An 18,670-nucleotide genomic window follows, 5' to 3' on the forward strand; every position below is an offset into this window, starting at 1 on the left:
ATCCGGATATTTTGTTAATGGACGAAGCAACATCTTCATTAGATACAAGTTCTGAAATGATCGTTAAACAAACCATAGATAACTTCAAAAAACAAGGAAAAACTATAATTATTATTGCACATCGTTTAAGTACAATTGCCAATGTAGATACTATAATGGTAATGAAAAATGGAGCTGTAGTAGAATCTGGAAATCATTTTGATTTATTGAAACAGGAATCAGAGTATTACAATCTTTGGAATAAACAAAATTTGGTTTAAATAAAATTTAGTAATAGATTTAACCTTAGGAAATTTTAATCTAGTCTGAAAAGTTAGTAAAGTTCCGGGAAAATATTTTTGTAATTTTTTTTATAACCTTTAAATGTTAATATTATGAAATCAATAGAAGATTTAAATTTGGAAGAGCTTAGTGCTAAAGAACTGCAAAGTATAGTTGGTGGAAAAGATACAGCACCAATTTTAATTGGCGGCCTTTTGATTGGTGCTGCATAAACTTTGCAGAGTTACAATTTTATATCAAAAAAAATCTTTTTGAAATCTCTTTCCAAAATTTCCGGGAAGAGATTTTTTTATGAGTTTATTATTTTGAAAGTTATCAGATTACATCAAATAAGGTATATAAACTGGCTTTAAATCTTTGTTAATTAATAAGCATTTAGATTTCTCCTTTTATCAAGAAGCTTTAACTTTACTTTTTAAATACTGTTATACTCAATAGGTACTACAAAATCATTAAAAGCTACAATCATGGCGTCATTATTATTCTCTCCACTTACTATAAAGAAAATTACTTTAAAAAACAGAATCGTTATTTCGCCTATGTGCCAATACTCTGCAATCGACGGATTTGCAAACGACTGGCATCTGGTTCACTTAGGAAGCCGTGCTAGCGGAGGTGCTGCATTAATTATTCAGGAAGCGACAGCGGTTTCTCCCGAGGCCCGGATTTCTCCTTCTGATTTAGGCATCTGGAAAGACGAACACATTGAAAAATTAAAAACAATCAACGAATTTATTGTTTCTCAAAACTCAATTCCGGGAATTCAATTGGCACATGCCGGACGAAAAGCAAGTGTTTCAATTCCGTGGGAAGGCAACAAAAAGTTAGATTTCGATCAGGGCGGATGGCAAACAGTTTCTGCAAGTGCCGTTCCGTATCACGAGGGCGAACCGTTTCTTCCGGAAGCTTTAGATCAAAACGGAATTCAAAAAGTTATTTCAGACTTTAAAGCAGCGACAAAAAGAGCCGTTAAAGCGGGTTATCAGGTACTCGAAATTCACGGAGCGCATGGTTATTTATTACATCAGTTTTTGTCTCCGTTAACAAATGTGAGAACTGATGCATACGGAGGAAGTTTTGAAAACAGAATTCGTTTTACACTAGAAATTGTTGAAGCAGTTCAGTCTGAATGGCCTTTAGATTTGCCTTTATTGGTTCGGATTTCAGCAACCGATTGGGCAGAAGGCGGATGGAATCCAGAAGAATCAATTAAACTCTCTAAAATTTTAAAAGAAAAAGGCATAGACGTAATAGATGTTTCATCAGGCGGATTGGTTTCGCATCAAAAAATTCCGGTTGGCCCGGGCTATCAGGTTTCTTTTGCAGAACAAATTAAAAAAGAAGCCACTATCCTGACAGGAGCAGTAGGCTTAATTACGGAAGCCAGACAAGCCGAAGAAATTTTAGAAAACGGTCAGGCTGATCTGGTTTTGTTCGCCAGGGCATCATTACGGGACCCAAACCTGCCCTTAGATTTCGCCAAAGAATTAAACGACGATATTCAATGGCCAAAACAATACGAAAGAGCTAAGATTTAACTATTTATTTGTTACAGAATTTATTGATTAAAAAGAATGATCCTAAGTAATCTGTGGCAAAAAACAAACAACATAAAATGGAAAAAATTAAAACAGCACTATTATCATACGGAATGTCGGGAAAAGTTTTTCATGCGCCGTTTTTAGACATTCATGAGGGATTTGAATTATTAGGTTCCTGGGAAAGAAGTAAAAAACTCATTCAGGAAGATTATCCAGCTGTAAAAAGTTATCCTTCAATCGATGATTTATTGGCAGACGATGTTGATTTAGTCATCGTAAATACGCCTGTCGGAACGCATTATGAATATGCCAAAAAGGTATTGCTGGCAGGAAAACATGCTGTTGTCGAAAAAGCTTTTACAACAACTGTTGCCGAAGCCCGGGAACTAGCGGCAATTGCCAAAGAAAAAGGATTAAAACTGGCCGTTTTCCAGAACAGAAGATGGGACAGCGATTTTAAAACCGTTCAGCAAATAATTAAAGAAGGAACTTTAGGGGATCTGGTCGAAGCAGAGTTTCATTTTGACAGATATAATCCTTTGTTAAGCCCAAAAGCGCATAAAGAAACCGTAAATGACGGAGCAGGAATCCTGAAAGATTTAGGTCCGCATTTAATTGATCAGGCCGTTTGCCTGTTTGGTTCTCCAAAATCAGTTTTTGGTGATATTCGTTATACCAGAGCAAATTCCCTGGTAGATGACTGGATCGATTTATTGTTAATTTACGAAGATTTCAGAGTGCGATTAAAAGCCAGTTTTTTTGTCAGGGAAGCAAATCCGGCTTACACCATTCATGGTAAGAAAGGATCTTTCTTAAAACCTCGTGGTGATGTGCAGGAAGATGAATTAAAACTAGGTAAAAAGCCAAACTTAGAATCCTGGGGAACAGAGCCGGAAACACTGCAAGGACTTTTGCATACAGAAATAAATGGAAAAGAAATCAGGGAAAAAATACCCACACTACAAGGAAATTACTTTTCATTTTTTGATGGTGTTTACGAATCAATTGTAAATAATAAAACAGAACCTGTTACAGCACAGGACGGTGTAAAAGTGATGCAAATTATCGAAGCCGCAATTGCAAGTCATGCCCAGCAAAAGGTCATTAATTTATAGAAAAAAACTGGCCCGCGGATTTTGCGGATGAAACGGATTAACGCAGATTTATTTTAAATTATATCGTAAAGACGCACAGCATGAACTGCCCCCAAAAAGTTAGACACTATTTGGGGGCATTTTTATGCAAATAGAGAAAACCTTTGTGCCTTTGCCTCTCAGAACCTTTGCCCCTTTAAAAAAAACAATTTATAAACATACAACGTTATAAATTCAGTAACCAGTAGGGTTTGGTAGTCTATAAAGCAGCTTTTTAGTACTTTTATGGTATCAAACTTAAAAATGCATATATTTTGATAGATTTCAACCCATTATCGCTATTCCAAACCAAAGGAAAAATAAAGAAAGTTTACAGAGAAGCAAAAGCATCTTATTTAAACCGAATTCGTATTGCAGTTGGTATGTTTTATTTTGGAATGGGGTTAAGCTTTGCAACCTGGGCAAGTCGAATTCCGGACATTAAAACGGCTTTGCATTTATCGGAAGGTGATTTGGGGTCTATCCTTTTTGCCCTTCCAATGGGACAATTGATTATTATGCCTTTTTCCGGAAAAATGGTAACCAAATTTGGCAGCCACCGCATTCTTGTTTTCTCCTTAATAATGTATGTTTTATGTCTGGCAAATTTAGGTTTGGCTACATCAGCCTTGCAATTATCATTAGGATTATTTTTATTTGGAATTTTTGGAAATTTAGCCAATATTGCTGTTAATACCCAAGGTGTTTATACCGAAGTACTTTTTAAAAAAACAATTATGTCCTCTTTTCACGGCATGTGGAGTTTTGCCGGATTTACGGGCGCTTTGGTAGGTTTAGGAATGCTAACGTTAAAACTCACGCCTTTTCATCATTTCCTGATTGTTGGCGGAATTGTACTTTTAATGGTTGCTTTTAATTTTAAATTTCTGGTGAAAGCCAAAGAAAAAATAAAAAACAAAACGAATGAAAAGAAGAGGTTATTTGTAAAACCGGACCCTGCTTTAATCTGGTTGGGAGTTATTGGATTTTGCAGTATGGCGAGTGAAGGGGTTATGTTTGACTGGAGCGGAGTATATTTTAAAGATGTTGTAAAAGCACCCGGACCTTTAGTAATTTTAGGCTATACTTCTTTTATGATCATGATGGCCAGCGGACGATTTTTGGGTGATGGCCTTATCAATAAATTTGGTCGTGAACGCGTCATGCAAATTAGCGGTGTTATGATTTCTGCCGGACTCTTTACCGCAGTTTTTCTGCCTTATATTATTCCTTGTACCATTGCTTTTATGCTGGTTGGTTTGGGTGTTGCTACCATAGTTCCTACCGTTTACAGTATGGCAGGAAAAAACCCAACTGTTCCTCCCGGAGAAGCTTTAACCATAGTTTCGAGTGTTAGTTTCCTGGGTTTCTTAATGGGACCTCCTGTAATTGGTCATATTGCAGAGAATTTTGGACTTAAGTTCTCTTTTGCTTTTATTGGCATATTTGGGGTTTTAATTGCTTTTATGGTTTCTAAAATCAGAACAGCGAATTAAATGATTTGTTCCTTATTACATAGTTAAGGAATCAAATCCTGTTTTTATTTCAATATTTTAACAGGAATTTATTTTCATAAAATTTTTTTCTTTATATTTGATTTTTTAATCAGTGTACTATTTTTCTGATTTAAAAAAGCTTTTCCAAAAACCAATTTTATCTTTTGATGTAAAGATGAATTGTTTTGTAACTCAAAACAATTTCAATTCTAAACTATTATTAAGTTAAATTGGATTTTTTAATGACAAGAAAATATTTTTTGGGTTTTATTATATTGCCTTTTAGTTTTGCCTTCGCACAGGAACAAACTACCTTTTTTGGGACTGTAATCGATGCCAAAACGCAAAACCCTCTGGAGAATGTTGTAGTAAGCATTCAGAATTCTGCTGTAACACAACTCACCGATACCAACGGAAATTTTGAATTGTATTCTTCCATAAAAGGAGAGCAATTATTGTTGCTGCACAGTCAGGGCTATAAAGATCTGCTTTTAAAAGTGCAATCGAATATCGGGAAAAGAGTAAGTCTGGGAATATTACAATTAGAAGACGCTTTTTCTGATGAGGTTCCGGCAGCGCTGATCACATTATTAGATAGTGATTTGTCTGATGACAACAGCTCTTCCGAAATGACTTCCGGTTTATTGCAATCCTCAAAAGATGCTTTTATGCAGGCTTCAGCGTTCAATTGGGGGCAGGCCAGATTTAAGGTTCGCGGTCTCGATAGCGAAAACGGAACCATGATGCTAAATGGTATGGTCATGAATAAAATTTATGATGGAAGACCACAATGGAGCAATTGGGGAGGTTTGAATAATGTTTTGCGAAATCAGGAGTTTTCTATTGGCACGGCTGCTTCAAATTATACTTTTGGAGGTGTTTTAGGGACACAACAAATATTTACCCGAGCATCAATGTACCGAAAAGGAGGACAGCTCTCGTTTTCCGGAAGCAATACAACTTATAACGGTCGGGTCATTGGTACTTATGCATCCGGAATGAATGCCTCGGGTTGGGCGTATGCAATTTCGGCAGGAAAACGCTGGTCGGATGAAGGCTATTTTGAGGGTACAGACTTCAAAGCAGAATCTTTTTTTATAAGTGTCGAAAAGAAATTAAATACCAGACAATCTCTAAACTTTACCGGTTTTTTCACTCCTGTTTCCCGCGGAAAAAACTCAGCCAATACAGATGAAGTAACTCAGTTAACGAATGAAAAATACAATTCGTACTGGGGTTTTCAAAATGGAGAAAAGCGAAATGCAAGAGTTAAAAATGTTGAAGAACCATTGTTGATGCTCAATCATTATCTTAAAATCGATGATAAAACAAACCTGAATTCCGCGATCCTGTATCAGTTCGGGAAAGTGGGGAACAGCAATATTGACTATCAAAAAGCCAATAGTCCGGATCCTGTTTATTATCGAAAAATGCCCAGCTACTTTGGTTCCCTTTATGCAAAAGACGATGGGGAATTTTCCGGAGCATTCATGCCCGATTACGTAAATGCTGAAAAAAGCAAAACATTATTTTTAGAAAACCCCCAAATGGATTGGGATGCCATGTATCGCGCCAATCAAAAAGCAATAACAAATTCACAGCATATAATTACAGGTTATGAACCTGCGCAAAGCAGGTATGTCTTGTATGAAGACAGAACCGATGATAAAACATTTGCCATCAATACAAATTTAAATTCGCAGCTTACAACAAATCTGTTTTTTGATGCCGGAATTACTTTTAGAAATTTAAAGTCTCATAATTTTCAATATCTTTTAGATTTACTTGGAGGCGAATATTTTGAAGATATCGACCCTTTCTACAAAGGAGCTTTAGCACAATCTGATTTGCAAAACCCAAATCGTCAGGTAAAAGAAGGGGATATTTATGGCTACAACTACAATTTTTTAGCCAATACACTAGATGCTTTTACACAATTCAGATTTTCTTATAATAAAGCTGAATTTTATTTGGCTCAATCCTATTCTATGTCAAATTATCAAAGGGAAGGGTTGTATCAAAACGGAATATATCCCACAAATTCTTTGGGTAAAAGTGAAAATGTAAATTTTGAAAACTTTGGATTCAAAGGCGGCTTTACTTACAAAATTTCAGGCAGGCAATTGCTGTATATCAACGGATCGCATCTCACAAGAGCGCCATCGCTTCGAAATACATTTTTAAATTCCCGTTTGAATAATTCGGTTGTGGATGGTATCGAAAGCGAAAATATTTCCAGCGCAGAGGCCGGTTATGTTTATCGTTCACCGAAATTTAAAATGCGATTAACAGCCTATTATTCGCTGATAAAGAACAGTACGAAAACTTCCTTTTTTTATGCAGAAGGAATTTTTGATAATGGAGCAGGTTATGATGCAACAGATGGCTTTGTAAGTCAGACGCTGACTCATTTAAATAAAAAAAACATAGGAATTGAATCGAGTTTTGAATATCAGATTTCCCCAACATTAAAAACTACCTTTTCCATCGCGTATGGTGATTATACCATGGACAGCAATCCGGATGTTCTAGTAACCAACGATGCTAATGCCGGAAAAGAAGACGGACAAACTACTTTTGATTTTGGTCAGGCCTGTCTTAAAAATTATAAACAAGCAGGAATGCCGCAAGAAGCCATTTCAATTGGTTTAGAATATAGATATCCTAAATTTTGGTGGATTGGTACCAATATCAATTATCTCACCGCAAGTTATATCGATGTTTCGGCTATTGCCAGAACAGCACAATTTTACATTAATCCTGCAAACGGATTTCCCTTTCCCGAAGCCACAGACGAAAGGGGAGCAGAGTTATTAAAACAGGAGAAATTTGATCCTGTTTCGTTATTAAATATTAACGGAGGTAAGTCATGGCGCGTTTATCGTAAATATGTGGGACTTTTTGCAAGCATTAATAATGTTTTAAATGCAACCTATAAAACTGGTGGTTTTGAACAGGCACGAAATGCAAATTACAGGTCACTTAATCAGGATGTTTCCAGTGGAACGCCATCATTTGGGCCAAAATATTATTATGGATACGGAAGGACTTTTTTCGTAAATCTTACAATAGGATTATAAACTTCAAAAAAATATCATGAAAAACAGATTTTTAAATTCATCTGCACTAGTATCAATATTGCTTTTTTATAGTTGCAACAATGAAGCCGATGTCCCTAAACTGGAATGTACACAACCCAGTCTAATCGTAAATAAAACAGTTGAGAAAGTTCATGAAGTTTCAGGTACAACTGCCAAACAATATGTTTACAACGATATTATAGAAGCGTATGTTGTTTCTAGTGACCAGGAAGGTAATTTTTTTAAAACCATTTCATTTCAGACTTTAGCAAAAGACAGATTGCCTGCAACCGGATTTGGCGTTCCGGTTGATGCTTCAAATACCTATATTGATTATCGCGTAGGGAATAAAGTATATTTAAAACTAAAAAATCAGTTTACGGATTTGTATTATGGAGGTTTACGAATTGGAAGCTTGTACGTGAGTAATGCAGGAGATCCCACAATAGGCAGGATTTCGCAAAATGAGTATAAAAATGTACTGAATGCTTCTTGTGTTATGATTGATGAAGACCAGTTAGTTCAGTCGGTTACTGTAGAAGAAGCATTAAATGATGATAAATTAAATACATTGATAGAACTTCATGACGTTGAGTTTACAGAAGCAGCAATTGGACGCCATTATTTTGAAGAAAATAATAATGTAGGAGGATCAACCAATTGGAATTTGAGAGACAAAACAGGTAATCAGATTATTTTCAGGACAAGCAGTTATGCCAGTTTTGCAGATCATCCAGTGCCGGAAGGAAGCGGAAAAGTCCGTGGGATTTTAACCAAATTTGGAACAGATTATCAAATGATGGTTCGCTCAGATAAAGATGTTAAAATGGAAGGAAAACGAAATATTCCGTTTTTTGCAGAAGATTTTCAAGCAGTGAAAAACAATGTAAATTTTACTTTACCGGGTTGGAGTAATATTGTAGAAAAAGCAACAAAATTGTGGAAGAGTATGGTGTATGCTGGTAATGGGTATGCAGAATTTAATACCACAAGTACAACAGCAGCCGAAAATATTGCATGGCTGGTAACGCCTAAAATTAATTTGGCGAATTATAAAAATGCAGTATTGTCTTTTAGAAGTGCACAACATGATTTAAAGGTCGACTCTCCTTTGAATTTGCTTGAAGTCTATGTCTCCACTAATTTTGACGGAGCAAGTGTTACCAAAGCAAAGTGGACAAAACTAACAGCAAAATTCCCAACGTTATCCACGCCCACACGTCAGTTTATAAGTTCCGGCGGAATCGATTTGTCCTCTTATTCAGGAAACATTCATATTGCCTTTAAATATATTGGATCCGGAAAAGACAAGACACTAAATGGCGCTTTTATGGTAGATGATGTTAAAATTTTTGGAGAAAAATAAGGCCTGAGTTTTTAATAATGAAATTAAAGTGCTGATTTTTAGGTGATATTTTAATAGTGTGTTGTTTTTGAGATTTAAACTGTTAAAATTTAATGGAATTTTGTATTTTGGTCATCCCAAATCAATACAAATACCACATGAAAACCTATTTTTTCGCCATCATGATGATGGTTTTTCCTTGCTTAATGCACAGCCAGGATCAAAACGCCCCTGTTCGATTAAAACAAATCAACATTGTAAAAACAAATTACCAAAACTCTAAAGACGGCGAAATTGTAAATAAAACAGTTGTTTTTAAAGATGGAAAAATCCAAACGATTACCACTTCAGATGTGGTTCAGCATTTCTTTTATAACACAAAAGGACTACTGGATATGACCGTTAAAGATAAGGTAGGAAGCGACTGGAAAGAAGTAGTGAACTATACCTATGATGCCGATAATAACATTACCAAATTTGTAAAAAAATATCAGGAAGGCAATGACTATATTACTAAAGTGGTAACTTTTTTCTATGAAGGAGCAAGAGTAAAAGTAACAACAAAGAAAAGTACAAATCACCAAAACATAGTTGATGACATCGAATATATTGTAGAGAATGGTACAATTGTAAGACGTACTTCCCGCGATAGAAATAAAGCAATTATTGGTAAAATTGAATATGTTTATGTGAATGACAATGTGGTTAAACACAAAGGTCTTGTTGGAGATAAAATTTCTAAAACCTATACATTTGATGATAAAAAATCTGTTGATCAACTAATTGTTCAAAGCTTGTTTGGTGATAATTATAAGGTAATTGTACCTATGATTTCCTATCACGAAGAGGAGTTTAGCTTTGAAGCCATTTCGTATAACAATGAAATGAGTTTTAGTCCTTCGTCTACAGCTTTAGTTGCTGTGAGCAGAAAATTTAAATACAACAAACTGAACTTCCCTATCTCTTGTTCTCAGATTGAGGAAAACGGAATTGTAAAAACAGAGAAAACGTTTATTTACGAATAAATATTTGATTTTTCAGTTTAGTTAAAAACCATTTAGAAATTAAATTTTGTTAGGATTCAATTCTTAGTAAACTTTACTTTTTAAATGGTTTCTTTTTTTGGGCAGGGATAATTTCCCAAATACCACTTAAAAAAGAAATTCTATAAGGGTTAGTACCTTACAAATCATTAAATTTGCACCTTATTCAAAGCTATGTTAGAAAAAGAAGTTATAAATTTTGAGAGAACTGCCATTGTGGGTATTGTCACTCAAAACCAAAGTGAAGAAAAACTTAACGAATATCTGGATGAATTAGAGTTTTTAACTTTTACCGCTGGAGGTGAAGTTATTAAACGATTTTCACAAAAAATGGAACGTCCAAATCCTAAGACTTTTGTCGGGACAGGAAAAATTGAAGAAATTAATCTTTTTGTAAAAGAAAACGACATATCTACATTGATCTTTGATGATGAATTGTCGCCATCACAACAAAAGAATATCTCAAAAATTATAGATTGTAAAATCTTAGACAGAACCAATTTAATTCTGGATATTTTTGCACAAAGAGCAGAGACTTCGTATGCAAGAACTCAGGTTGAACTGGCACAATGCATCTATTTATTGCCAAGACTTTCCGGTTTATGGACACACCTTGAGCGTCAAAAAGGAGGAATTGGTATGCGTGGTCCCGGTGAAACGGAGATTGAAACCGACAGACGTATTGTACGTGACCGAATTTCGTTATTGAAAGATAAAATCAAAACGATTGACAAACAAATGGGCGTACAGCGAAGCAATCGTGGTGCGATGGTGCGTGTGGCTTTGGTGGGTTATACGAATGTTGGAAAATCGACTTTGATGAATGCTGTTGGTAAAAGTGATGTTTTTGTTGAGAATAAATTGTTTGCAACTTTAGACACGACCGTACGAAAAGTGGTGATTAAAAACCTGCCCTTTTTGCTTTCGGATACTGTTGGATTTATTAGAAAACTGCCTACGCAATTGGTTGATTCTTTTAAAAGCACGCTTGATGAGGTTCGTGAAGCCGATCTGTTACTGCATATTGTCGACATTTCGCATCCGGATTTTGAAGATCATATTGCTTCGGTAAATCAGACGTTGCAGGATATTAAAGCACACGAAAAACCGGTGATTATGGTTTTCAATAAAATTGATGCTTACAAACATTTGACAATTGATGAAGACGATTTAATGACCGAAAAAACGCCGAGACATTATACCCTTGATGAGTGGAAAAGCACCTGGATGCATCGTTTAGGTGAAGATAATGCCCTGTTTATTTCGGCTACCCATAAAGAAAATTTTGAGGAATTTAGAGAAAGGGTTTATGAAGCGGTAAGACAGATTCATATTACAAGATTTCCATATAATAAATTTTTGTATCCGGATTATAAAGATGCAATCGAAAAAGAAGAAGAGGAGCAAGAATAATTAATTATCTCAAAGAGCACTAAAATTAATTAAAGGATCTTCAGAAAACATAAAATTCGCAAAGCTATGTATAAATTTAGCTTTGCGAATTTTGTGTTTTATAAAACCTAATTTATAAAAACCTTAGGCTTTCTGCGGTAAAATTAGGTGGTTTATGGTTTCAAATTAGAATCCAAAATTAACGCCTAAACCAAATACTTCTCTGGTTTGAAATCCTTTAAAAGCATTGTCGTCATAGATTGCCTGGAAGGACAAATTAGCAGACAGAAATTTATTTACTTTCATGATAATATTCAATGAGTAATTGATATCTACGTTTTGAGGATCTTCGAGATAATTAGAGTACAGGTTCAGTGTGTTTTCAGCAGTTACGTTGGTCATGATAGCCAGTTTGTAGTAAACAGAAGCATAGAAACCCAATTCGTAACGCATCGTTTTGTTGGCATCTACGCCAAAATAATCACCATCTACGTAAGGTAATCCTGTTTTCGGATCAATTCCTGAGGTGTAAGCGCCATCTACAAAAGTGAATTTTGAAGTTAAAGGGGCAAAGTTTATTTTTAAATTGTCATCCTTTGTCCAGTAAATACCGGGACCAGTAGTAAGATATCCGGGAGACATAAATTTGGTGTTTTCAGTTCTGATTTCTTTTCCGTTAGCATCCTGGCCATAAATATAACCTGTTGTAAACTGCGTTCTGAAATTTAGAAAATAAGAGTAATACCATTGACCAAAAGCCTTTTTACCTACAATAGAATTAAATTCCAGACGGTCATCTGTTTTCTTACCAAAATCTGCATTTTTGGTTTGTAAAAGCCCATAAGATGCTAATACTTTATTGTCCCAGGTAAGATCGTCTTTTTTGTAATTAAAGTCGTAATTGATTCCTAAAGTTCCGGAAAAGCTATCTTCACCTCCGGCGAGCCAGTTATTAAAGCTGGACTGATTTAACAATAGAGAAACAATCCCTTTTGCTTTCCAGCCCTCATCTTCAATAGTGTCATTTATTCTTTTTACCGCTTTTTCAGTGTTTTGAATTAATTCTTTTTCTGAATTTTGGGCTTGAACAAAAGTTAAGTTCACTAAAATAAGTAGTAATAACGCTAGCTTTTTCATGGTATGTAGTTTAAATGTGTAATAACAAATATACTAAAAACCGTTAAAAGGTTCCGCTATTATAGGATGCAAAAGAAAGTTATTTCTTAGATTCTTTGTATAGAGGTACTGCTGAACAAGCTTCTCCGTACATAATGCTTCTTGCAAAAGGCTGCAAATATGTTGCTGCCAAAATATAGGCACGTGTTGGAACCGGTTTTTTAGAACAGCCTTTTACTATAACAGGTTTGTTTTTGTACTCAGAATAATCAAGTTTGCTTAAAATTTCTTCGTATAAACTGGAGTCTAAATCTTCGATTGTTCCGTTGACTACTTTTTTGGCATAAGGAGCCAGCTGAATAGCAACCAAAATAGATGACCAGGCAGGAACAATAGCATCTGTGCTGCAATTTATAGCGACATACTGATCCTGATATTGGGACCAGTCATGGTTTTTTAAATGCTCTCTGAAGTCTTTTTCTCGTAACAGAAAACCCTCTAAAAGCCATTGCGAAATGTCGATTTGCACACGTGTTCCTTTTGGGTAATAATCTTCAAGATCAAAAACCTCCAAGGCGCTATTGGCAACTTTGTTGATGATTTCTTCCATATGTTAAGTCTTAAAGTCCGATGTCGAAAGTCATAAAGTTTGTTTTATTAAGACTTTATGACTTTCGTCTTTATGACTAATTTAAAGCATTCCTAATTCTAATTTCGCTTCTTCGCTCATTAAATCTTTACTCCATGGCGGGTCAAAAGTAATTTCAACATCAACATCTTTAATATGCTCGATAGTTTTTACTTTCTCTTCTACCTCTCTTGGTAAACTTTCTGCAACAGGGCAGTTCGGAGATGTTAATGTCATCAGGATTTTTACTTCGTAATCTGTATTTACCATTACGTCATAAATCAATCCTAATTCGTAAATATCAACAGGAATCTCCGGATCGTAAATGCCTTTTAAAACTTTTACAATTGATTCTCCTAATTCGTTTGTGTCTATAATTGTTTCTTCCATTTTTATTTTTAGTTTGCCATTAAGATGTTAAGTATTTAAGCCTAAGCCATCAACTTAATATCCTAATAGTTTAAATTTTTTAATTCTTTTTTGCGTCAAATGCCAAAGCGTACATTTTGATATTTTTAATCATCGAAACCAATCCGTTTGCACGAGTAGCCGATAAATGCTCTTTTAATCCGATTTCGTCAATAAAATCAACATCGGCAGCTAAAATGTCTGAAGCCTTTTGATTAGAAAAAGTACGGATAAGAATTGCTATAATTCCTTTCGTTAAAATAGCATCACTGTCAGCAGTAAAAACAATTTTATCGTCTTTTTCTTCTCCCTGTAACCAGACTTTCGATTGGCACCCTTTGATTAAATTCTCGTCTTTTTTGTATTCTTCTCGGATTAACGGAAGACTTTTTCCTAATTCGATGATGTACTCATAGCGTTGCATCCAGTCATCAAACATCGAAAATTCGTCTATTATTTCGTTTTGTATTTCTTTTATTGTCATAACTATTCTTTCGTGAAATCAACCAACAAATTTACGAGCTTTTCAATTTCTTTTGGAGGGAAACCATTGTCAAAGCCAGATGTTTCATATACTTTTTTATTCTGGGTTACTTTCAGATTTCCAATTGCAGCACCGTCATAAAAACGTTTTTCAGTTGGTCCTTTTAAGGTTGAAATATTATTTAAATTAATTTTTGAAAATTCAGCCACAATCTGTTTCCATTTTGTGTCGCTAATTTTACTTTCTACTGGTTCTGTTTTTCTTCCGTTAGTAACAGAAACCATTTTATTATGAACCACTATTACTTTATAAAGGCCTCGTGAAACTGCAGAATACTCAATTTCTGTTGATGATAAATCTGCTTTTTTCTGGCTTGAGCACGATGTTCCGATGAAGATCGTTAAGAGCAATAAGGATACTATTTTCATAAAAAGTTTTTTTAGCTTAACATGGTTTTGGCTTTTTTAACCGCTTCAACCATTACATCAATTTCTTCCTTTGTATTGTAAAAAGAAAATGAAGCACGAATAGTTCCCGGAATACAGAAAAAATTCATGATGGGTTGTGCGCAATGATGCCCGGTTCTGACTGCAATACCTAATTTATCGATAATAGAACCAATATCATAAGGATGAATACCATCAATATTAAACGAAACTACCGAAGCTTTATTTTTTCCGGTTCCGTAAATTTTCAAACCTTCAATTTCGAGTAAACGTTTTGTAGCATGTGCCAATAAATGTTCCTCGTGTTTTTGAATGTTGTGAAAACCAATATTGTTTAAGTAATCAATTGCAGTTCCTAAAACAATTCCGCCAGCAATATTTGGCGTTCCGGCTTCAAATTTATGGGGAAGATCAGCATAAGTCGTTTTTTCGAAAGTAACTTCTTTGATCATTTCTCCACCTCCCTGATAAGGAGGAAGTTTGTTTAACCATTCTTCTTTTCCGTATAAAATTCCGGTTCCGGTTGGACCGCACATTTTATGACCAGAGAAGGCATAAAAATCACAATCTAAATCCTGAACATCCGGTTTTAAATGCGGAACGGCTTGTGCGCCATCGATTAAAACAGCAGCGCCAACAGCGTGTGCTTTTTCGATCATATATTTTACAGGATTGATAATCCCTAATGCGTTCGAAATATGATTTACCGTTACGACTTTGGTCTTTTCTGACAGCAAAGCTTCAAAAGCTTCCATGATCAATTCGCCATCTTCGTTCATCGGAATAACCCTAAGAATTGCTCCGGTTTTTTCGCACAACATTTGCCATGGCACAATATTACTGTGATGTTCCAGTGATGAAACAACAACTTCATCTCCAGGTTTTAAAATTGATGCAAAACCGTTGGTTACTAAATTGATTCCGTGCGTTGTTCCGGAAGTAAAAAGTACTTCGTGAGAGAACTTCGCATTGATATGATGTTGGATTTTTACTCTTGAAATTTCGTATGCGTCAGTTGCCAACTGGCTTAATGTGTGAACACCACGATGAATATTGGCATTTATTTCCTGATAATATTTCGCCTCAGCATCGATCACAATTTGTGGTTTTTGCGAGGTTGCTCCGTTATCGAAATATACCAATGGTTTTCCGTTTACTTTTTCCGAAAGTATCGGAAATTCAGCTCTTATTTTTTGGATGTCTAACATGTCTTATTTAGAAAAATTCTATCTACAAAAGTACTAAAACTAAATTGGTTTATCCATCAAAACTATAATTTCCTTTTATGGCAGTATCAATTGAAGGTTTGAATGTTGATTCCTTAAAATTAAGTTGCGTTTTGTAAATTATGTGAATTCAAAATGTAAATTGTTTGCTAAAATCATGAGGATAAATTATTTATATTGCAGTAAAAAATATTTTTGTGAATATGAAAAAAATCATCAGGTTACTGGCACTTGTTCTTTTGATTGTACTTTTTTATTTTGGATTTACTACTTATCCAAAGCTTGAATTGATCTCCGGCTTTTCGGCCAAAAGCATCGCCTCGGGACATTTTTTGGATCATAGACCGAAAGACTTAATTGAAAAAAGCGATAATGATATCCCATTAATGGAACTAGCGACCAACACAATCGATGAAGCAGGAAAATTTGCAACATCTTCTGTTTATGGTTTAAAGAAAAGAAAAGCAATTTATCGTGAAGGTTTAGGCGCTACTTTAATTGATGATGATTATGATATTTCGAAACCTTATTTACTTCCTAAACGAACGAAATTAGTTAATAATCTTCCTTTTCCTTACGGAAATAACGAAGCTAAAGATACCCTATTCTCGAATGTAGATTATTCGAAACTGAAAAAAGCAGTCGATGATTCTTTTGATAAAAACGGAGGGAAAGCAAAACGTACACGAGCCGTTGTGGTTTTGTATAAGGATAAATTGATAGCGGAACAATATGATACAGGCTTTACTAAAAACAGCAAAATTTTGGGCTGGTCGATGACAAAAAGTATTACCAATTCTGCCTTTGGGGTTTTAGCAAAACAAGGTAAAATTGATATTTATAAACCGGCACCAATTGCGGAATGGAAAAATGATGATCGAAAAATTATTACTATAAACGATTTGCTGCACATGAATTCCGGTTTAGAATGGGAAGAGAATTACAGTAAAATTTGCGATGCAACAATAATGCTTTTTCAATCCGGAGATATGGCAAAAGTACAGCGCGAAAAACCGGCTCAGTTTAAACCCAACACCCATTGGAATTATTCCTCCGGAACCACCAATTTATTATCCGGAATTTTAAAAAGCCAGTTTAAAACGCAACAAGAATATCTTGACTTCTGGTACAGTGCCGTAATTGACAAAATCGGAATGAATTCGATGATTGTTGAGCAGGATATGACAGGAACTTTTGTGGGGTCATCTTACGCATGGGCGACACCGCGTGATTGGTCAAAATTTGGATTATTATACCTTCATAAAGGTAACTGGAACGGAGAACAGATTCTGGATGAAAGCTGGGTAAAATATTCTGCAACACCAACCAATACTTCTAAAGGAGCTTATGGAGCACAATTTTGGCTAAACGCCGGAGGAAAATTTCCGGATGTTCCGCGTGACATGTTTTATTGCAGCGGATATCAGGGGCAAATGGTGGCGATTATTCCGTCTCTGGATATGGTAATTGTGAGAATGGGATTGAAAGAAGACGATCAGGGATTTGATTTTAATGGTTTTTTAAAAGGCATAATTGCTTCTGTTAGGAAATAAATTTAACCGCAAAGAACGCAAGTTAAAAAAGCGCAAAGTTCGCAAAGTTTAAATCTAAACCTTGCGAACTTTGCGTAAATCTTAGCGAACCTTGCGGTTAAGCCTCTTACAAATCAAATCCTAAATTCACGCCTAATTTCATAGCAATGATTTTAGTAATTCGTTGTTTTAATTCCGGTATTTTAATGCTTTCGATAACAGCATTCGAGAATGCGTACATCAATAGAGCTTTAGCTTCTTTTTTCGGGATTCCACGAGATTGCATGTAGAACATGGCTGTTTCGTCTAATTGCCCTACGGTACACCCGTGAGAACATTTTACATCATCAGCAAAAATCTCTAATTGTGGTTTTGCATTGATTGTAGCCTTGTCACTCAATAAAATGTTATTGCTTTTTTGGAAAGCATTTGTTTTTTGAGCTTCTTTTTCTACCAACACTTTTCCGTTGAAAACTCCTGTTGAGCGATCAGAGAAAATTCCTTTATAATCCTGGAAACTTTCGCAATTTGGTGTTGCGTGGTTTACTAAGGTATAATGGTCAACGTGTTGTTTTTCGCCAATAATAGTGATTCCGTTTAGTGTACTGGTTAATCTTTCACCAAAATGATAAAAGTTCAAATTGTTACGAGTCAGATTTCCTCCAAACGAAAAAGTATGCACGTAAACGTGACTTTCCTGTTGTTGTGAAACGTAAGTATTGTCGATTAAATTCGCCTCGGTATTATCGTTTTGAATTTTATAATGATCTACAATAGCACGTTTTTGAGCAAAAATCTCTGTAACCGAATTGGTTAAAACCGGATTTTCATTCAAACTCTGGTGACGCTCGATAATCTGAACGTGAGAGTTCTCCCCAACAATAATCAAATTTCTAGGCTGAACTAATAAAGCAGCTTCGTTTCCTGTAGAGAAATACATGATTTCAATTGGTTTATCAGCGACTTTCTTTTGCGGAATATTGATAAAAGCCCCTTCACTTGCAAAAGCAGTATTCAACGAAGTCAAACTTTCGTCTTTGCTTGCAATTTTATTGAAGTAGGTGTCAATAACCATTTTATATTTTGGTTTGGTCAATGCCGATGACATCAGACAAACGTCGATTCCGTCATGTGTAGTAGAAGACAAATGTGAACTAAAAACACCATCGATAAACACTAATTTATAAGTGTCGATTTCATGTAAAAAATATTTTTTTACCTGATTAAATTCAATTGCATTTTCTTCTTTTGGAAAAACCGTAAAGTCATTTTTTAAGATGGCGTTTAGCGATGTGTATTTCCAAGCTTCTTCTTTTTTGGTTGGGAAACCTTTATTTTCAAAGTTCTTTAAAGCATTTGTGCGTATGTCATGTAAATCTGAATGTACATCAACACGCTCTTCAAAAGCCATAAAAGACGATACTAATTTTTCTTTTAAATCCATTTTATTTTTGTTTCCTTCGGGTTTCAGGTTTCAAGTTTCAGGTTTTCTGTTGGGACTTGTTACCTTTGAGATCC

Annotated in this window: 16 protein-coding genes and 1 pseudogene; 10 read left to right on the forward strand and 7 right to left on the reverse strand. The window is 35.1% G+C overall.

The genetic code is table 11. The annotated features are described in order from the left end of the window. The 9 genes and pseudogenes from ACHRWY_RS05390 to hflX all read left to right on the forward strand — a co-directional run. Window positions 1–260 (forward strand): annotated as a pseudogene (locus tag ACHRWY_RS05390) (peptidase C39); the annotation flags it as partial. 114 nt (window positions 261–374) lie between these two features. Next, window positions 375–494: a bacteriocin gene (locus tag ACHRWY_RS05395; protein ID WP_395353222.1), complete on the forward strand. Its 120-nt coding sequence runs from the start codon at window positions 375–377 to the stop codon at window positions 492–494. 255 nt (window positions 495–749) lie between these two features. Further along, entirely contained in the window at window positions 750–1,820 is a 1,071-nt protein-coding gene (locus ACHRWY_RS05400; RefSeq protein ID WP_395353223.1) for an NADH:flavin oxidoreductase/NADH oxidase, read from the forward strand. A gap of 77 nt (window positions 1,821–1,897) precedes the next feature. Continuing rightward, on the forward strand, window positions 1,898–2,938 hold the full coding sequence (locus tag ACHRWY_RS05405; protein WP_395353225.1) for a Gfo/Idh/MocA family oxidoreductase: 1,041 nt from the start codon (window positions 1,898–1,900) through the stop codon (window positions 2,936–2,938). Between the two features lie 293 nt (window positions 2,939–3,231). Beyond that, window positions 3,232–4,452 carry an MFS transporter gene (locus tag ACHRWY_RS05410; protein ID WP_395353226.1) on the forward strand — a complete coding sequence of 407 codons (1,221 nt, stop codon included), beginning with the start codon at window positions 3,232–3,234 and terminating at the stop codon, window positions 4,450–4,452. A 242-nt stretch (window positions 4,453–4,694) separates the two neighbouring features. After that, window positions 4,695–7,532 (forward strand): carboxypeptidase-like regulatory domain-containing protein, encoded by a 2,838-nt coding sequence (locus ACHRWY_RS05415; protein ID WP_395353227.1) that lies wholly within the window; start codon window positions 4,695–4,697, stop codon window positions 7,530–7,532. A gap of 16 nt (window positions 7,533–7,548) precedes the next feature. Further along, a complete protein-coding gene (locus ACHRWY_RS05420; RefSeq protein WP_395353228.1) occupies window positions 7,549–8,898 on the forward strand; it encodes a DUF5689 domain-containing protein in 1,350 nt (449 codons plus the stop codon). A gap of 92 nt (window positions 8,899–8,990) precedes the next feature. Further along, window positions 8,991–9,902 carry a hypothetical protein gene (locus ACHRWY_RS05425; RefSeq protein WP_395353229.1) on the forward strand — a complete coding sequence of 304 codons (912 nt, stop codon included), beginning with the start codon at window positions 8,991–8,993 and terminating at the stop codon, window positions 9,900–9,902. A gap of 192 nt (window positions 9,903–10,094) precedes the next feature. After that, window positions 10,095–11,333, forward strand: coding sequence for a GTPase HflX (gene hflX, locus ACHRWY_RS05430; RefSeq protein ID WP_395353230.1), 1,239 nt, complete (start codon window positions 10,095–10,097; stop codon window positions 11,331–11,333). 165 nt (window positions 11,334–11,498) lie between these two features. On the opposite strand, the gene ACHRWY_RS05435 is transcribed toward hflX, so the two are convergent. The 6 genes from ACHRWY_RS05435 to ACHRWY_RS05460 all read right to left on the reverse strand — a co-directional run bounded on the left by ACHRWY_RS05435 (window position 11,499) and on the right by ACHRWY_RS05460 (window position 15,602). Beyond that, window positions 11,499–12,449 (reverse strand): DUF3078 domain-containing protein, encoded by a 951-nt coding sequence (locus ACHRWY_RS05435; RefSeq protein ID WP_395353231.1) that lies wholly within the window; start codon window positions 12,447–12,449, stop codon window positions 11,499–11,501. A gap of 79 nt (window positions 12,450–12,528) precedes the next feature. Beyond that, window positions 12,529–13,038, reverse strand: a complete 510-nt coding sequence (locus ACHRWY_RS05440) for a DUF2480 family protein (protein WP_395353232.1) — start codon at window positions 13,036–13,038, stop codon at window positions 12,529–12,531. A gap of 81 nt (window positions 13,039–13,119) precedes the next feature. Then, window positions 13,120–13,446, reverse strand: coding sequence for an SUF system Fe-S cluster assembly protein (locus ACHRWY_RS05445; protein WP_395353233.1), 327 nt, complete (start codon window positions 13,444–13,446; stop codon window positions 13,120–13,122). Window positions 13,447–13,525: 79 nt separating this feature from the next. Beyond that, entirely contained in the window at window positions 13,526–13,948 is a 423-nt protein-coding gene (locus tag ACHRWY_RS05450) for a SufE family protein (protein WP_395353234.1), read from the reverse strand. A gap of 2 nt (window positions 13,949–13,950) precedes the next feature. Beyond that, window positions 13,951–14,376, reverse strand: a complete 426-nt coding sequence (locus tag ACHRWY_RS05455) for a hypothetical protein (RefSeq protein ID WP_395353236.1) — start codon at window positions 14,374–14,376, stop codon at window positions 13,951–13,953. An 11-nt stretch (window positions 14,377–14,387) separates the two neighbouring features. Continuing rightward, window positions 14,388–15,602, reverse strand: a complete 1,215-nt coding sequence (locus ACHRWY_RS05460; protein WP_395353237.1) for an aminotransferase class V-fold PLP-dependent enzyme — start codon at window positions 15,600–15,602, stop codon at window positions 14,388–14,390. Between the two features lie 221 nt (window positions 15,603–15,823). Here ACHRWY_RS05460 and ACHRWY_RS05465 point away from each other — a divergent pair, with 221 nt between their 5' ends. Continuing rightward, window positions 15,824–17,173 carry a serine hydrolase domain-containing protein gene (locus tag ACHRWY_RS05465; protein ID WP_395353239.1) on the forward strand — a complete coding sequence of 450 codons (1,350 nt, stop codon included), beginning with the start codon at window positions 15,824–15,826 and terminating at the stop codon, window positions 17,171–17,173. 106 nt (window positions 17,174–17,279) lie between these two features. On the opposite strand, the gene sufD is transcribed toward ACHRWY_RS05465, so the two are convergent. Further along, on the reverse strand, window positions 17,280–18,596 hold the full coding sequence (sufD, locus tag ACHRWY_RS05470) for a Fe-S cluster assembly protein SufD (RefSeq protein WP_395353240.1): 1,317 nt from the start codon (window positions 18,594–18,596) through the stop codon (window positions 17,280–17,282). Window positions 18,597–18,670 lie beyond the last annotated feature (74 nt).

Origin of the sequence: Flavobacterium sp. FlaQc-48 (assembly GCF_044007335.1) — a bacterium.
Lineage (GTDB): Bacteria > Bacteroidota > Bacteroidia > Flavobacteriales > Flavobacteriaceae > Flavobacterium.

Excerpts from the sequence above, each read along its gene's own strand:
- ACHRWY_RS05395 (WP_395353222.1), top strand. The coding sequence starts at position 375 with ATGAAATCAATAGAAGATTTAAATTTGGAAGAGCTTAGTGCTAAAGAA.
- ACHRWY_RS05400 (WP_395353223.1), top strand. The coding sequence starts at position 750 with ATGGCGTCATTATTATTCTCTCCACTTACTATAAAGAAAATTACTTTA.
- ACHRWY_RS05405 (WP_395353225.1), top strand. The coding sequence starts at position 1,898 with ATGGAAAAAATTAAAACAGCACTATTATCATACGGAATGTCGGGAAAA.
- ACHRWY_RS05415 (WP_395353227.1), top strand. The coding sequence starts at position 4,695 with ATGACAAGAAAATATTTTTTGGGTTTTATTATATTGCCTTTTAGTTTT.
- ACHRWY_RS05420 (WP_395353228.1), top strand. The coding sequence starts at position 7,549 with ATGAAAAACAGATTTTTAAATTCATCTGCACTAGTATCAATATTGCTT.
- ACHRWY_RS05425 (WP_395353229.1), top strand. The coding sequence starts at position 8,991 with ATGGAATTTTGTATTTTGGTCATCCCAAATCAATACAAATACCACATG.
- hflX (WP_395353230.1), top strand. The coding sequence starts at position 10,095 with ATGTTAGAAAAAGAAGTTATAAATTTTGAGAGAACTGCCATTGTGGGT.
- ACHRWY_RS05435 (WP_395353231.1), bottom strand. The coding sequence starts at position 12,449 with ATGAAAAAGCTAGCGTTATTACTACTTATTTTAGTGAACTTAACTTTT.
- ACHRWY_RS05440 (WP_395353232.1), bottom strand. The coding sequence starts at position 13,038 with ATGGAAGAAATCATCAACAAAGTTGCCAATAGCGCCTTGGAGGTTTTT.
- ACHRWY_RS05445 (WP_395353233.1), bottom strand. The coding sequence starts at position 13,446 with ATGGAAGAAACAATTATAGACACAAACGAATTAGGAGAATCAATTGTA.
- ACHRWY_RS05450 (WP_395353234.1), bottom strand. The coding sequence starts at position 13,948 with ATGACAATAAAAGAAATACAAAACGAAATAATAGACGAATTTTCGATG.
- ACHRWY_RS05455 (WP_395353236.1), bottom strand. The coding sequence starts at position 14,376 with ATGAAAATAGTATCCTTATTGCTCTTAACGATCTTCATCGGAACATCG.
- ACHRWY_RS05460 (WP_395353237.1), bottom strand. The coding sequence starts at position 15,602 with ATGTTAGACATCCAAAAAATAAGAGCTGAATTTCCGATACTTTCGGAA.
- ACHRWY_RS05465 (WP_395353239.1), top strand. The coding sequence starts at position 15,824 with ATGAAAAAAATCATCAGGTTACTGGCACTTGTTCTTTTGATTGTACTT.
- sufD (WP_395353240.1), bottom strand. The coding sequence starts at position 18,596 with ATGGATTTAAAAGAAAAATTAGTATCGTCTTTTATGGCTTTTGAAGAG.